At 68.8% G+C, this 14,697-nt stretch carries 11 protein-coding genes; 5 read left to right on the top strand and 6 right to left on the bottom strand.

What is annotated here, in order from left to right:
- Positions 1–199 precede the first annotated feature (199 nt).
- Positions 200–829, bottom strand: a complete 630-nt coding sequence (locus tag GGR43_RS07665) for a glutathione S-transferase family protein (protein WP_188071374.1) — start codon at positions 827–829, stop codon at positions 200–202.
- A 24-nt stretch (positions 830–853) separates the two neighbouring features.
- Positions 854–1,915 carry a protein kinase family protein gene (locus GGR43_RS07660; protein WP_188071373.1) on the bottom strand — a complete coding sequence of 354 codons (1,062 nt, stop codon included), beginning with the start codon at positions 1,913–1,915 and terminating at the stop codon, positions 854–856.
- Positions 1,916–2,091: 176 nt separating this feature from the next.
- Between GGR43_RS07660 and GGR43_RS23860 the strand changes: the two genes are divergently transcribed.
- The gene (locus tag GGR43_RS23860; RefSeq protein WP_223177346.1) at positions 2,092–3,111 is read left to right on the top strand and encodes a DUF2889 domain-containing protein; all 1,020 of its coding nucleotides are present in this window, start codon (positions 2,092–2,094) and stop codon (positions 3,109–3,111) included.
- On the opposite strand, the gene GGR43_RS07650 is transcribed toward GGR43_RS23860, so the two are convergent.
- A complete protein-coding gene (locus tag GGR43_RS07650; RefSeq protein ID WP_188071371.1) occupies positions 3,112–4,113 on the bottom strand; it encodes an NADPH:quinone oxidoreductase family protein in 1,002 nt (333 codons plus the stop codon).
- A 98-nt stretch (positions 4,114–4,211) separates the two neighbouring features.
- Here GGR43_RS07650 and GGR43_RS07645 point away from each other — a divergent pair, with 98 nt between their 5' ends.
- Entirely contained in the window at positions 4,212–5,012 is an 801-nt protein-coding gene (locus GGR43_RS07645) for an enoyl-CoA hydratase/isomerase family protein (RefSeq protein ID WP_188071370.1), read from the top strand.
- A 4-nt stretch (positions 5,013–5,016) separates the two neighbouring features.
- On the opposite strand, the gene GGR43_RS07640 is transcribed toward GGR43_RS07645, so the two are convergent.
- Together GGR43_RS07640 and GGR43_RS07635 are read right to left on the bottom strand one after the other, a co-directional pair.
- Positions 5,017–6,162 carry an epoxide hydrolase family protein gene (locus GGR43_RS07640; protein WP_188071369.1) on the bottom strand — a complete coding sequence of 382 codons (1,146 nt, stop codon included), beginning with the start codon at positions 6,160–6,162 and terminating at the stop codon, positions 5,017–5,019.
- A gap of 79 nt (positions 6,163–6,241) precedes the next feature.
- Complete coding sequence (locus GGR43_RS07635) at positions 6,242–7,714, bottom strand: aldehyde dehydrogenase family protein (RefSeq protein WP_188071368.1); 1,473 nt, start codon at positions 7,712–7,714, stop codon at positions 6,242–6,244.
- 195 nt (positions 7,715–7,909) lie between these two features.
- Between GGR43_RS07635 and GGR43_RS07630 the strand changes: the two genes are divergently transcribed.
- Complete coding sequence (locus GGR43_RS07630) at positions 7,910–8,632, top strand: TetR/AcrR family transcriptional regulator (protein ID WP_188071367.1); 723 nt, start codon at positions 7,910–7,912, stop codon at positions 8,630–8,632.
- Here GGR43_RS07630 and GGR43_RS07625 read toward each other — a convergent pair.
- Complete coding sequence (locus tag GGR43_RS07625; protein ID WP_188071366.1) at positions 8,555–11,185, bottom strand: TonB-dependent receptor domain-containing protein; 2,631 nt, start codon at positions 11,183–11,185, stop codon at positions 8,555–8,557. The genes GGR43_RS07630 and GGR43_RS07625 overlap by 78 nt on opposite strands.
- 304 nt (positions 11,186–11,489) lie before the next feature.
- Between GGR43_RS07625 and GGR43_RS07620 the strand changes: the two genes are divergently transcribed.
- Together GGR43_RS07620 and GGR43_RS07615 are read left to right on the top strand one after the other, a co-directional pair.
- Complete coding sequence (locus GGR43_RS07620) at positions 11,490–12,464, top strand: FecR family protein (protein WP_188071365.1); 975 nt, start codon at positions 11,490–11,492, stop codon at positions 12,462–12,464.
- A gap of 62 nt (positions 12,465–12,526) precedes the next feature.
- The gene (locus GGR43_RS07615) at positions 12,527–14,689 is read left to right on the top strand and encodes a PQQ-dependent dehydrogenase, methanol/ethanol family (RefSeq protein ID WP_246343417.1); all 2,163 of its coding nucleotides are present in this window, start codon (positions 12,527–12,529) and stop codon (positions 14,687–14,689) included.
- Positions 14,690–14,697 lie beyond the last annotated feature (8 nt).

The raw sequence follows: 14,697 nt of genomic DNA, 5'->3' as shown, positions 1-14,697 counted from the left end.
TGCCTCTCCTTGACGGGAGCATCATGAAAAGGCGGAAAAAGCCGCGCAACAGGATCGGCGGAGGATGGTCGATCGGCATAACAATGTGGTCGAGCGGCATAATGGACGGGAAAGGCCATGAAAAAGGCGCCGGTCCACGCCCCTTGCCCGATCGGGAAAGGGGGGACCGGCGCCGGGCGACGCGACAGGGAAGGCCGGTTCAGCCTGCGGGCATCTGCGCGGCCTGCGCCGCCTGCGCGGCGAGGAAGGCGGGCCGTTCCTTGAGTCGCGCCCAATAGTCGTTGAACGGCTCCGGCCATTGCTTGTGCGTACCGGTAAAGCGGCTCAGCAGCAGCGCATAGCCGACCGAGATGTCGGCGGCGGTGAACCGGTCCGCGCAGAGATAGGGCGCGCTCTTCAGCCGCTCGGCCGCACGGGCGGCGCGTTCGATGAACAGGCCCGCCTGGTCGGCGGCGACGGCGGGCTGGCGCTTGTGCTCCGGCAGGAAGGTGCCGTAGCGCAGCATCGTCGCCAGCGGCATGGTGAGGTCGGCCTCGCCATAGATGATCCAGCTCAGCCAGTCGCCATAGCCGTGCTCGCCGGGCTTCAGCGCGAGGCTGCCGTCGCCGCGCGGGGCGAGGTAGATCAGCATCGCGGCGGAATCGAACAGCGTCTCCTCGCCCTCGGTCATCAGCGGCACGGTGCCGAGCGGGTTGAGCCTGAGATAGTCCGGCGCATGGACGCGCGGCGGAAAGGCCATGGTTTCCAGCCGATAGTCGAGCTTCAGCTCCTCCAGCATCCACAAGACGCGGAAGGAGCGGGCGCCGGGGCAGTGGTAAAGGGTGATCATGGAAACTCCAGATAGCGCAAGGGTTCAGGACGGGCTGCCGTTCAGGATCAGGTCGATCGACCCCAGGTCGACCACGGCGGCGGAGAAGCGTTCGGCCATGGCGCAGCAGGTTTCCTCGTCCTGCATCTCGACCAGGCACATCATCCAGCCGATGCCGTGAAAGGCATAGGCGCGGAAGGCTTCCCACGCGGCATCGGCATCGGGCGCGTCGGCGACGCCGAATTCGCGCAGCGCGGCGACATAACCGGCGATGAGATCGCGCGCGGCGGCGCGGCGGTCGGCGACCGACAGGCCGCTCACCATGAAATAGGAAACGTCGTGCGCCCAGTGCGCGACCTGCACGCATTGCCAGTCCAGCAGGCGCACTTCGCCATCGGGCAGTGCATAGACCTGCCCGAAATGCGCGTCGCCATGGCAGAGCGCCCAGGGCGCGCGCGGCCAGAATTCGTCCTGCAACTTCGAATGGACGCGGAACAGCAGATCGCGGTCGCGGATCGAGGGATCGACGAGGGCGAAGCGGGGGCGGCTGGAATAGTCCCGCCAATGCTCCACGTTCCACACCCAGTCGAGCACGTCGGCGGCGCGGTAGGAGCCGCCGTTGCGCAGCCAGCCTATCTCCCCCAGCTCCGGCGCCATCCACGACGCGGCCTGATAGCGGGCGATGGCGCGCAACCCGCTCGCCACCATGTCGATGCTGCCGCCCCGTATCGGATCGGCGAAGCGGGCGCCCAGCTTGCACAGATCGTCCAGCACCAGCGCGCTGTTGCCCTGCGCGTCGGTGTCGGCGAACAGGCAGGCGGGGGTGCGCGTCTCATATTTGCCGCCGAGCGTGCGATAGAAGAAGGTTTCGCCGGCATAGACCTGGTCATTGCCGATCGAATGGCTGTGCGGTTCGAGGCCCGTCTTCACCCAGACCACCTGCGGCGGGGTGCCGTCGCCATAGGTGAGTTCCGCCTGCACCTTCGTCGCGGTGCCGTGGATGACGTTGAGGATGCGGGCGTTGGCGACCGGCCGGTCCAGCACCGAATCGAACCAGCCGGTGTCGATCTGGTCGATGGCGGTGGGAATCCTCGCTATGGCGGTCATGCAGCCTCTCCCCGGAAATGATGTCGCTAATTTCCTTAATCGAACAATTATTGACTTGGTCCGGCCATGGCAAGCGCATTTGGCGATTGCCTGCCGGGATTGCCTGCGCTAGGGGCCGGGACGTTCATGTCGACATATCGCTTTCCTTCACGCGCGGTCCTCCGATGACAGACATCGTGCCGACGCTTTCGCTCCGGGGGGAGCCGTTGCCGCTCTATCCGGCGGCGCCCCGCACGCCCGCCGGCCCGTCGCCCGTGCGGCGGCCCGGATCGGTGCGGCGCACCTCCACCATCTATGTGGACTGGCCGGACGGGCGCGGTGGCCTTGCCCGGCTGCGCGGGCGGGCGCGCGATCTGCTGACGCCGGTGGACGGCGGCGCTCCGCTGGTGCTGGCCGAGGATGCGATGGAGGCGCGGGCGGAACATCGCCTGATCCGCGCCATCGCCGCCGATCCGCCGCGCGCCGGGCTGGAGGCGCTGGTCGGCGCACGCGCGGGCGGGCATCTGCGCGAGGCGATCGACCACGCGCTGCATGGCGAGCGGGTGGCGGGCACGCCGCTCTATCTGCTGCTCGACGACATGGCGGGAACGACCCTGATCGCCAACTGGGCGTGGACGCAATGGCGCGACGCGGCGGCGATCGCGGCGCAGCGCGCCGACCGCGCCGAGCGGGTGCCGCAGATGGAAGGGGTGTGCATCGGCTTCCGGCCGGGGTCGGGCGCGCTCGACCTTACGCGCGAGGACGATGTCGGCCCCACGCTGGTGCCGCCGATCGAACGGGCCGACGATCCGGCGGGCTGGCATGACTTTCCGCCGCTGGACGGCCCCAATCTGCGGCGCGCGCGGCGCATCGACGTATGGCGCGAGGACGGGCTGGTGCGGATCGACGCGACCTTTCAGGATAGCGGCGAGACACCCGAAGGTCCGCGCAGCGGCCTGCACGAATATCGCCTTGTCGCGACCGCCGACGCGGCGGGGCTGCGGCTGCTCTCGCTGGAGGCGATCCCGCAGATCCTGCCCTATGCCGAATGCCCGGCGGCGATGGTGAACCTGCATATATTGCTGGACCAGCCGCTGGCCGATATGCGCGCGACGGTGCTGCGGCTGTTGCGCAAGACGGCGGGTTGCACCCATCTCAACGATGCGTTGCGCGCGCTGGCGGAGGTGCCGCGGCTGGTCGCGATGCTGCCCGGTTGATCAGGCCGGGTCCGGCCGCATCCTCAACAGGATGCGCCCCGCCACCTGCCCGCTGAACGCCGCGCGCAGCGCCTCGACATAATCGGCGAGCGGATAGACCCGCGCGATCGGCGGGCGCAGCCTGCCCTCGGCATGCAGCGCGAACAGCGCGCGCATATTGGCGGCCTGCACATCGGGCTCATGCTCGCCGAACTGGCGAACATCGACGCCGACCAGCGATGCCCCTTTCAGCAGCGCGAGATTGACCGGCAGCCGCGCGATGCCGCCCCCGGCAAAGCCGATGACGAGCAGCCGCCCGTTCCAGCCGAGTGAGCGGAAGGCGGGCTCTGTGGCGCCGCCGCCGACGGGATCGACCACCACATCGACCGGACGCCCGCCATTGGCCGCTTTCACCGCTTCGCGCCATTCCGGCGCGAGGGCGTCGATCGCCGCGTCCGCCCCGGTGGAAAGCGCCAGCGCGCGCTTTTCCACGCTGGAGGCGGAGGCGATGACATGGGCGCCCAGCGCCTTGCCGATCTGAATCGCCGCCACCCCGATCGCGCCGCCCGCGCCCAGCACCAGCAGCGTCTCGCCCGGCTGCAACCGCCCGCGCTGGACCAGCGCATGATAAGCGGTGCCGTAGCTGACGCGAAACACCGACGCTTCCTCGAACGACATGGACGGCGGCAGCTCGGTCACCGCCCGCGCGGGGAAATTCACTGCCTGTCCGAAGGCGCCGATGAAGCCCGCGCCGCACACCCGCTTGCCGATGAGCGCCGGATCGACGCCTTCGCCGACCGCCTCCACCCGGCCCGCGCACTCGCTGCCGAGGACGAAGGGCAGGTCGGGTTTCAGCTGATAGTCGCCCTTGCCCACCAGCACGTCGACATAGCCGATGCCGGCGATCTCGACGGCGATGCGGACTTCTCCCGCTTTCGGCGGGCCGGGATCGTGCGGGCGCAGTTCCAGCTGGTCGGGCGCGCCGAAGGCGGTGACGGTGATGGCGAGCGGGGCGTCTGTCATGGGCTTTCTCCATCGGCCGTTGCAGCGGCGGGCCATTTGGGCTTTACGAATTTAATCGATAGATTAATAACCTTCGGACAGCAATGAAGGAGCGCGGCATGGCGGACAGTCCCGATATCATGGTGGAGCGGCGGGGCGCGATCGAGATCGTGACATTGAACCGGCCCGATGCGCTCAACACCCTGTCCGAATCGATGACCGTCACGCTGGTCGATTATTTCACCGGCCTCGCCAATCGCGCCGATGTGCGCGTGGTCATCCTGCGCGGCGCGGGGCGCGCCTTTTGCGCCGGGCTGGACCTCAAGGGCTGGGAGAGACCGGAAGAGGCGACGCCGGTGCTGCACGGCCTGCATGTGCAGACGCTGATCGGTACCATCTACCGCCGGATGCGCGCCTGCCCGCAGCCGATCATCGCGCTGGCGCAGGGGCCCGCCTGCGGCGGCGGCTTTTCGCTGCTGCTGTCGTCCGACGTGCGCCTGGGCGCGCCGAGCCTGCGGATGAACGCGGCCTATATCAAGATCGGCCTCGGCGGCTGCGACATGGCGTCGAGCTATTTGCTGCCGCGCCTGGTCGGCGCCTCGCTCGCCTCGGAACTGCTGCTGACCGGCCGCTTCATCCCTGCCGATCGGGCGCTGCGGCTGGGCCTGCTGAGCGACGTGGTCGCGGAGGAGGCGCTGCTCGACGCCGGGCTGGCGCTGGCGGAGGAGATGCTGCTGACCTCGCCCTGGGGCCTGCGGCTCACCAAGCAGGCGCTCAACCTCAACCTCGACGCGCCGAGCATGGAGGCGGCGATGGCGCTGGAGGACCGGCAGCAGGTGCTGCTGGGCGGAACGTTGGATTATCGCGAGGCGACGCAGGCGTTTCTGGAAAAGCGTCCGCCCGCCTGGCGCGACGCATAGACAGTCATGCCCGCGCGCGCAGCGCTGCCGCCCAGCCGCGCATTTCCCGCACGAAGCTCTCCGGCTGTTCCCAGGCGGCGAAATGGCCGCCTGCGGCAGGCTCGTTCCAGTAGACCAGATCGGGGTAGAGCCGCTCGACCCAGCGCCTGAGCGGGCGGATCGATTCGTGCGGGAACAGGCTGACCCCGACCGGCAGGTCCAGCGCGGGATAGCGGACCTGATGGAAGCTTTCCCAATAGAGCCGCGCGGAAGAGGTGCCGCTGTTGGTGAGCCAATAGAGCGTGGTGTTGTCGAGCAGGTCGTCGAGCGGCATCGCCTTCACCGGGTCGCCGTCGCAATCCATCCAGAAGCGATATTTGTCGTAGATCCACATCGCCTGCCCGACCGGGGAGTCGGCGAGGCCATAGCCCAGCGTTTGCGGCCGGGTCGATTGCTGGGTCGAATAGCCGGTGTTCCAGCGGCGATGCCGGGCGAGGGCGTCGAAGATCGCCTGTTCTTCCTCGGTCGGCTCGGCGATGTCGTGCGGAACGGCGGCGACGAGGTTGAGGTGGATGGACCGGATCCGCGCCGGGTGACGCTCAGCCAGCTGGACGGTGACCGGCGAACCCCAGTCGCCGCCCTGCGCGAGGAAATGATTATAGCCCAGCCGCGCCATCAGCGCGGCCCAGGCATCGGCGATCCGCTCCACCGTCCAGCCGGGACCGTCGGGCTTGTCGGAAAAGCCGTAGCCGGGCAGCGCCGGGATGACGACATGGAAGGCATCCTCCGCCGCGCCGCCATGCGCCTGCGGGTCGGTGAGCGGGCCGATGGTCTTCAGGAACTCCAGCACCGACCCCGGCCAGCCATGGGTGAGCAGCAGCGGCACCGCATCGGCATGGACGGAGCGGACATGGAAGAAGTGGATGCCGAGGCCGTCGATCCGGGTGCGGAACTGCGGCCAGCGGTTGAGCGCGGCCTCGCAGCGGCGCCAGTCATAGACGGTGCGCCAATGGTCGACCACCTGCCGAGCGGTTTCCAGCGGCACGCCCTGCGACCAGTCGCTTACCGTCTCCCGCTCCGGCCAGCGCGTGCGGGCGAGCCGTTCGTGCAGGTCGGCAAGGTCGGCGTCGGGAATGGCGATGGTGAAGGGGGTGACGGCGGCGTCGGCCATGGGCTGTCCTTTGCGAAGGGGGCATGCGGCAACAACCCCTCCCGCGCGGGGAGGGCGCGCTCTCAGGTCGGGCCGGGGTTCAGGCCGGGACCGCCTGCTTCGCTTCGCCGCCTTCGCCCGCTGCTGCCGGGGCCGGAGCGCCGAGCACGGCCTTCACCTCCAGAAACGCCTCGAAGCCATGGTCGCCCCATTCGCGGCCGTTGCCCGACTGCTTGTAGCCGCCGAACGGCGCCATCGGATCGGGACGCGGCTGGTTGATGAGCACCTGGCCGACCCGCAGCCGCCGGGCGACCCGCGCGATCGTCTCCGCATCCTCGCCCTGGATATAGCCCGCCAATCCATAAGGGGAATCATTGGCGATCGCGATCGCCTCATCGATATCCTTATAGGGGATGATCGAGACGACCGGGCCGAAAATCTCCTCGCGCGCGATCGTCATGTCGTTGCGGACATTGGCGAAGACGGTGGGCTGGACGAAATAGCCCTTGTCGATCCCCTCCGGCCGGCCCGGCCCGCCGGCGACGAGGGTCGCGCCCTCGGCCACGCCCTTTTCGATGAGGCCCTGTATCTTGTCGAACTGCGCCTTCGACGCGACGGGGCCGATATCGGGATCCTGCGTCGGGTCGCCGACCGTGATCTGGCTGGCGATGTCGCGGGCAACGGCGATCGCCTCGTCCATCCTGTCGGCGGGGACGAGCATCCGCGTGGGCGCGTTGCACGACTGGCCGGAATTGGCCATCACCCCGCGAATGCCGCCACTCACCGCCTTTTCCAGATCGGCGTCGGGCAGCACGATATTGGCCGACTTGCCGCCCAGCTCGGTGTGGACGCGCTTGATCGTCGGCGCGGCGTTGCGCGCGACCTCGATCCCCGCGCCGGTCGAGCCGGTGAAGGACACCATGTCCACATCGGGATGGCTGGAAAGCGCGGCGCCGACGACGGGCCCCAGCCCGTGCACCATGTTGAACACCCCGGCGGGCACGCCCGCGGCATCCATCACCTCGGCCCAGATGGTGGCGGAGAAGGGCGAGACCTCGGAGGGCTTGAGCACCATGGTGCAGCCGCAGGCGATGGCGGGCGACACCTTGGCCGCGATCTGGTTGATCGGCCAGTTCCACGGCGTGATGAGCGCGCAGACGCCGATCGGCTCCAGCTCGACCTTGTGGCCGCCGCGCTCATGCTCGAACGAATAGGTCTTGAGCACCTGCAACGCGGTCTTGAGGTGCAGCTGGCCGATCATCGCGTGGAGATTGGCGGCGAGGTGGCTGGGCGCGCCCATTTCCTCGGTAATCACCTTGGCGAGATCGTTGCGGCGGACCTTATAGGCTTCGATCAGCCGCTCCAGCAGGTCGATGCGCTCTTCGCGGCTGGTCTGGGAAAAGCTGTCGAACGCCTTCTTCGCCGCCCTGACGGCGATGTCGACATCCTGCGCATTGCCGAGGTTGATCTCTCCGATCGGGGCTTCGGTCGCCGGATTGATGACCTGATGGCGCTGGGGGCTGACCGGGTCGACCCACTGGCCGTCGATATAGAAGTTAAGCGATTGATGCATGGTCATCCTCCTTGGGCGCCGGATCGGAATTTTTCTCCCGGCGCAGAGCTGTCGATTGTCGGATTCTGTTTGCCTAACATAAATAGGTTATCGGGCCGCGTAAAGAGCGCCTGTCGCCCCGCCGCGCATTCCACGTGCATCTGCCGCCGCTATCTTCTATCAGGGGGCATCCGGGTGGCACGAAAGGGAGCAGCAATGGCGCGGCCGTCAAAGCCGTTGATATCGAGGGAGACCGCGGTCGCGGCCGCGCTGGCGGTGATCGACGAGCATGGCGTGGCGGGCTTCGGCCTCAACGCCGTGGCGCAGCGGCTGGGGGTGAAGGCGCCGTCCCTCTATCATCATTTCGCCAGCAAGGAGGATCTGCTGTCGGAGGTCGCGCGCTCGCTGCTGATCGAGGGCGAACTGCCGCCGTTCGAGCGCGACCCCGACTGGGTGGAGCAGATCGTCGGCATCAGCCTGTCGACCTGGCGATCGGTGCTGCGCCATCCGCAGGCCGCCGTGCTGCTGCTGCAATTCATGCCGATGTCGATGATGATGGGCGCCTATGAGCATTGGGCGCATTATCTGGCGGTGAACGGCGTGCCGTCCCGCCTGCACCTCGTCATCCTCGACGGCACGGACAAGCTGACCTTCGGCTCGATCCTGTTCACCGCGCAGCGGCGCATCAACGGGCAGGCGAGCATCACCGACCTGCACAATGACAGCCTGCCCTATCTGTCGCAGGCGAGCGCGGCGCTGGGCGCGTCGGACGAGGAGATGTTCGCGGCATCGATTCGCAACTATGTGCGCGGCGTGCTGGCCTCCGACGCTGAAGCGGGGGACGAGGAACCACGGGCGGAACTACAGGCGCCGGGAGAGGCGCAGCAGGACACGCCTGCCGGGGTTGACCAGCGCAAGCGTGTCCGACGGGCGCGCTGAGGCGGCGCCGGTGCCGGACCCGGTGAAAACCTGGTCCAGCGAGCGGTAGAAGCTGTACCGGTCGGTGACGTTGCGCGCGATCAGCTGGAGCGAGAAGCCCGTCTGCTCGTCGCTGTAGAGCAGGCCGAGGTCCAGCAGCGCATAGGCGGGCTGCCAGCTGTCGGGCTTGCTGGTGCTCTGCGCATAATAGCCGCTGGTGACGCTGAGGTCGGCGGAGAGGGACAGGCTGCGCTGCGGCGCAACCGGCAGCGCCAGCACCGCGCCGCCCTGCACGTTCCAGCGCGGCGCGCGGGACAGAGGACGGCCCGACAGGTCCTGCGCGCTGAACGCGCCCGATGCGCGCGGCAGCAGCGCGCAGCCCTGCGCGATCGACTGGCCAGCATAGCAGGGCGCGACGAAGCGGGCATAATGGGCGTCGTTATAGGCGATAGCGGCGTGGAGCCGCAGCGGTCCGCCATCGGCATAATGCGCCTCCACCTCCGCCCCGGCGATGCGGGCGCGGCCGGCATTGACGACGCTCTGGTCGGAGCCGGTGCCGTCGGCGCGCGGAATGGTGGCGGTGACCTGCAATCCGTTCGACACATAGCGATAGGCGGCTGCCATCAGCTTCAGCCGCCCGCCGCGCAGCGCCGCCTTGATTCCGCCCTCGACCCCGCGCACCACCTGTTGGTCGTAGGACCGGTCCGTCGCCGGATCGCCGGTGCCCGCGTTGAACCCGCCCGACAGGAAGCCCCGGCGATAGCCGCCATAGAGCGTCAGCCGCTCATCGGGTCGCCAGCTCAGCGTGGCTTCGGGCGACAGGTCGGTCCAGCCGCGCGCGGGGCGCACGGTGGGGATCAGCACGCCCGCCGCATTGTAGTTGTCGATCCGCTTGCGCTCATGCGAGAGGCGGACGCCGCCGGACAGCTCCAGGCCGGAGCGCAGCTCCCAGTCGATCTGCGCGAAGCCCGACCAGGCGTTGCCGGTCTGCACATGGGCTTCGCGGGGACCGAGCACCATCGGGGACAGGCCGTTGTAGAGCGTGCTCGCCACATGATCGAGCGCGGCGTGCTGGTAGAAGCCGCCGACCATCAGGTTGACCGGCCCGGCGAAATCGGTGCTGAGCCGCGCCTCCTGCGTGAACTCGCGGGTCTTGAGGCGCTGATAGCCGGCGGTGATGGAGCGGGCGAAGGCGGGCTCCGCGAGCACGAAGGACGCCGAATGCTCCGAGCGCAGCACATAATAGCCGCTGGTCAGGGTGAGGGACAGCGCATCGCCGATGCGGTGATGGACATCCAGGCTGAGGAGCGTCTGGTCCTGATCGGCATAGGGTTCGGGCGCGGTGAGCGGTTCGGCCGCCTCGAACAGCGGCCCCGAATCCGGGCGGGTCAGCCGTCCGTTGGCGGTGCAGTCGTCCGTCGCGGGCGCAAGCTGGGAGCGGCCATAGGGGCAGGCGACCGCCTGCATCGTCGCCTCGCCCCCCGCCATGCGCACGCCGTTGCGGCCGAGCTTGAGCCGTGCGGTCAGCGGCCCGCCATCGTCATATTTGAGCGTCAGCCGCCCGCCCCACATGCGGTTATAGGGCAGCCGCCGCCGGGTGGGGGAGAATAGGCTGCCTTCGGGATAATCGTTGCGGAAATAGCCGGCGAGACGCGAGCCGAACAGCGCGAGGCGGGCGCCCAGCGCCGGGGTCAGCGGGCCGGAGACGGCGGCTTCCAGCCTGCTCTCGTCGCCCGCGAATTCATGGGTGGCGGAAACCCGCGCCTCGAAGCCGGGGCCGGGATCGCGGGTCTGGACGACGATGATCCCGGCCGGGCTGTTCTTGCCGAAATAGAGCGCCTGCGGCCCTTTCAGCACCTCGACCTGCGCGATGTCGAACTCGGTGACGCGGCGGATATTGGCGCGCGACACCTGCACGCCGTCGATGTTGAACGACACCGCCTGGTCGGCGAGCGGATTGGCCTCGCCCACGCCCAGCCCCCGGATCAGGATGATGCCGCCCTGCGGGCTGGCCCCGGCTTCCGAGATGACGAGTTGCGGCACCATCTGGACGAGATCGTCCATCCGCGTGGCGCCGCGCCGCTGCAACTCGCTGTAGCCGATGGTCGTCGCGGTGACGGGCGCGCGGAGCAGATGCTCCTCCCGCCTGCGGGCGATGACGATCAGCTCCTCCTCCGGCGGCGCGATGGTCGGCGGCCGGGCTGGCGTTGTTGGAGCGGCCGGGGCGGGCCGGGGCCGGGCGGCGGGGCGCGGCGCGGCGGCAGAGCGGGCGCGGATGACGATCGCGCCCGACCGCTCGACGCTGATGCCGAGCGGCGCGCCGCGAATCATGATCCGCGCCGCCTCGGCCGCGCTGCGCGCGCCGGTCACCGGGCGCGCCTGCAATCCGGCGACGGCGGCAGGCGGAAAGAGGATGTCGGCGCCGCTCTTGCGCGCCAGTTCCTGCAAGGCGCGCTCCATCGGCTGGGCGGCGATGGAGATGGGCGCGCGCTGCTGCGCCTCGGCGATCCCCACGACGCAGGCGAGGGGCGCCAGCAGCGAAGCCTTGCAGCCGTTGCGCCATTTGCTCGTCACGCTCTCTCGCCTCTGCCCCAGATATTGCGACGATTGCGCGGTCCGGCCGGTCCTTCCCCGGAATGCGGCGGCAGCGCGATTCGTCCGCCGCAACAGGTTCATTGGAAACGGGATTGGACGCGCAAGCCTCGCAAAGCCTCTCTCTTATGCTTGTCGCGCGATGCTAGGCGCTCGCGCGGCGGGCGCAAGGATCGAATACCTGTTCGCACATTATTTTTAATCGATTGATGAGGAGAATTGCCTGCCCGCCGTCTGATGGATACAGCATGTGCACAATTTCGCTTTTGGGATTCTTCGGTCACTCATGAACAACCGTTCCGTCAGAGCAGAAGCGGCCGCCTGGCTCGCCCGGCTGCGGTATGAAGGGCGGACGGCGGCCGACGAGGCGGCGTTCCGGGCCTGGCTGGCGGAGGACGCGGCCCATGGGGCGGCGTTCGAGGAGCTGTCGGCCGCCTGGGATGCGGCGGGCGCCTATGTGCGCGATCCCGCGCCCGAACCGCTGCGCAGCCCGCCGACGTCCCGCCCATTGACCCGCCCATTGACCCGCCCATTGACCCGCAGAGTGGCGATCGGCGCGGGGGCGGGGGTGGTCGCGGCGGTGGCCGGGGTGCTGGGCTGGATGCAGACGGACGCGGCGGTACGCTACGAAACCGGGCCGGGCGAGCGGCGGCAGCTGACGCTGGCCGACCGGTCGCGGGTGACGCTGGACGGCGACAGCGCGCTGGCCGTGCGGTTTTCCGGCGGCGCGCGGCAGCTGACGCTGGAGCGCGGCCGCGCCTATTTCGAGGTGGCGCACGATCGCTCGCGCCCGTTCATGGCGCGCGCCGGCGATTATGAGGTGATCGCGCTCGGCACCGCGTTCGAGATCGACCATGCGCCCGCCGCACTCTCCGTGTTGCTGGTCGAGGGCAAGGTCGCGGTGCGGTCCGACCGCGACGAGGCCTTTCTGCGCGCGGGCGACCGCATCGTCCTCAAGGATCGCGCCGCGCCGCTGCGCGACCGGCCAGACATGGCGCGGCTGACCGCGTGGCAGCGGGGCCAGCTGATCTTCGACAACGACCGGCTGGGCGACGCCGTCGCGCAGATGGCGCGCTATTCCAGCGATCCGATGACGATCGACCCGGCGCTGGCCGGGCGGCGGATCAGCGGCGCCTTTTCGATCGCCGACCCGGCCGCCTTCGCGCGGTCGGTCGGCCTGTTGCTGGATGCGCCGGTGACGGTCTCGGCCAGCGGGATCGCCATCGGGCGGAGCGAGGAGCAGGCAGCGCCGGTGCGATAAGGCCGGGCCGCCGATGGAGGGCCGCGCCTGTCGGCCCCGGATGATGTGGAGCAGGAATGAGGATGAGGGAACAGGCGGGCATGGCTGTGGGCAAGGCGTTGCGGGCCGCGATCGTGACGATGGCGACGGCGCTGCTCGTCGCCTGTTCGGGCGGCGCGCGCGACGACGGGGGAAGGGCCTCGGCAACCGCGACCACGACGGCGGCCGACACAATGCTGGCCGACGAGGCGGACGGGACCAACTGGCCGCTCTACGGCCGCACCTTCAGCGCCGATCATTTCAGCCCGCTCAGGCAGATCGACACCGGCACTGTGGGCCAGCTCGGGCTGGTCTGGCATCTCGACCTGCCCGATACCGGCAGCCTCTACACCTCGCCGGTCGTGGTCGACGGCGTGATCTATTTCGCGCAGGGCTACAGCGTCCTTCACGCGGTCGACGCGCGCACCGGCAAGCTGCTGTGGAAATACGACCCGGAGGTGTGGAAGGTCGCGGGCGTCAAGCAGCGCGCGGCTTGGGGCAGCCGCGGCATCGCCTGGTATGACGGGCGCATCTATGCCGGGACGATCGACGGCAGGCTGATCGCGGTGGACGCGAGGACCGGCAAGCTCGCCTGGGAGACGCAGACGACCGAGGGGCCGGACGATGGCCGCTACATCACCGGCGCGCCCTGGGTGTTCCGGGGCAAGGTGATGATCGGCCATGGCGGCGCGGACTTCAATCCGGTGCGCGGCTATGTGTCGGCCTATGACGCCAAGAGCGGCAAGCAGGTCTGGCGCTTCCACATCGTGCCCGGCGACCCGAAAAAGGGGTTCGAGAACAAGGCGATGGAGATGGCCGCCAGGACCTGGACCGGGGAATGGTGGAAATATGGCGGCGGCGGCACTGCGTGGAACGCCATGGCCTATGATCCCAAATATAACCGCGTCTATATCGGCACCGGCAACGGCGCGCCGTGGAACGCCAAGGTGCGCAGCCCCGGCGGCGGCGACAATCTCTTCCTCGCCTCGATCGTCGCGCTCGACGCCGATACCGGCGACTATATCTGGCATTATCAGACCAATCCGGGCGAGACCTGGGACTATAACTCAGCGATGGATATCGAGCTGGCGACGCTCGCCATCGACGGCAAGCCGCGCGACGTGATCCTGCATGCGCCCAAGAACGGCTTCTTCTACGTCATCGACCGGGCGAGCGGGAAACTGGTCTCGGCCGAGAAGTTCGTGAAGGTGAACTGGGCCTCGCACATCGACCTCAAGACCGGCCGCCCGGTGGAAAATCCGGCGGCGCGCTATCCGGGGCCGGAAGGCGCGGTGGTGATGCCGGGGCCGATGGGCGGCCACAATGTCCAGCCCATGTCGTTCAGCCCGGTGACCGGCCTCACCTACATCCCGGCGCAGGATACCGCCAATTTCTATACCGATGCGGGCGTCGACCGGAAGAACTGGAAGCCGGTGCCGGGCCGCATGGGCTATAATGTCGCGATCAGCTTCGCCAAGCCGCCCAAGCCGCTGCCGAAGCGGGAAACCTTCCTGCTCGCCTGGGACGCGGTGAAGCAGAAACCGGCCTGGCGCGTGCCGCTTCCGGTCAATTCGGGCGGTGGCGTCATCAGCACGGGCGGCAATTTGCTGTTCATGGGCGGCTCCGACGGACGGTTCGTCGCCTATGACGCGCGCGACGGCAAGACCCTGTGGTCGTTCGACGCGCAGACCGGCATGTCGTCCGAGCCGGTGACCTACAGCGTCGACGGTCGGCAATATGTGACCATCCTCGCCGGCTATCGCGGCATCGTCGACGGCTCGCCCTGGGATTACCGCACGCAGCCGCGCCGGGTGCTGACCTTCGCGATCGGCGGCAAGGCGGCTCTGCCGCCCGCGCCGCCGCCCGCGAAGAAGCAATTCATGACCCATCCGGGCTTCGTCCTCGACAATGCCAAGGCCGATCAGGGCGAAAAGCTCTACAGCGCCTCGCGCTGCACCAGCTGCCACGGCGTCGCGCTGCAAGCGGGCGGCATGGCGCCGGACCTGCGCGAATCCGCCGTGCCGCAATCGGCCGAAGTGTTCGCGCAGGTACTGCACGACGGCATTTTGAGCCAGCAGGGCATGCCCGGCTTCGCGGAACTGAGCCCGGCCGAGCTGGAGGCGCTGCGCCACTATATCGTCCGCACCTCCCGCAAGGCGGCGTCGGGCGTCAAGGAGGGGCCGCATGACGAGGAACTGCGGCATTGAGGGAGAGC

The sequence above is a fragment of the Sphingobium jiangsuense genome (assembly GCF_014196495.1).
Classification (GTDB): Bacteria; Pseudomonadota; Alphaproteobacteria; order Sphingomonadales; family Sphingomonadaceae; genus Sphingobium; species Sphingobium jiangsuense.
Note: the sequence above shows the minus strand (reverse complement) of the source record. Positions and strands in the feature narration are given on the sequence as shown.

Coding starts and splice junctions, on each gene's coding strand:
- GGR43_RS07665 (WP_188071374.1), bottom strand. CDS start 829: ATGATCACCCTTTACCACTGCCCCGGCGCCCGCTCCTTCCGCGTCTTG.
- GGR43_RS07660 (WP_188071373.1), bottom strand. CDS start 1,915: ATGACCGCCATAGCGAGGATTCCCACCGCCATCGACCAGATCGACACC.
- GGR43_RS07650 (WP_188071371.1), bottom strand. CDS start 4,113: ATGACAGACGCCCCGCTCGCCATCACCGTCACCGCCTTCGGCGCGCCC.
- GGR43_RS07645 (WP_188071370.1), top strand. CDS start 4,212: ATGGCGGACAGTCCCGATATCATGGTGGAGCGGCGGGGCGCGATCGAG.
- GGR43_RS07640 (WP_188071369.1), bottom strand. CDS start 6,162: ATGGCCGACGCCGCCGTCACCCCCTTCACCATCGCCATTCCCGACGCC.
- GGR43_RS07635 (WP_188071368.1), bottom strand. CDS start 7,714: ATGCATCAATCGCTTAACTTCTATATCGACGGCCAGTGGGTCGACCCG.
- GGR43_RS07630 (WP_188071367.1), top strand. CDS start 7,910: ATGGCGCGGCCGTCAAAGCCGTTGATATCGAGGGAGACCGCGGTCGCG.
- GGR43_RS07620 (WP_188071365.1), top strand. CDS start 11,490: ATGAACAACCGTTCCGTCAGAGCAGAAGCGGCCGCCTGGCTCGCCCGG.
- GGR43_RS07615 (WP_246343417.1), top strand. CDS start 12,527: ATGAGGGAACAGGCGGGCATGGCTGTGGGCAAGGCGTTGCGGGCCGCG.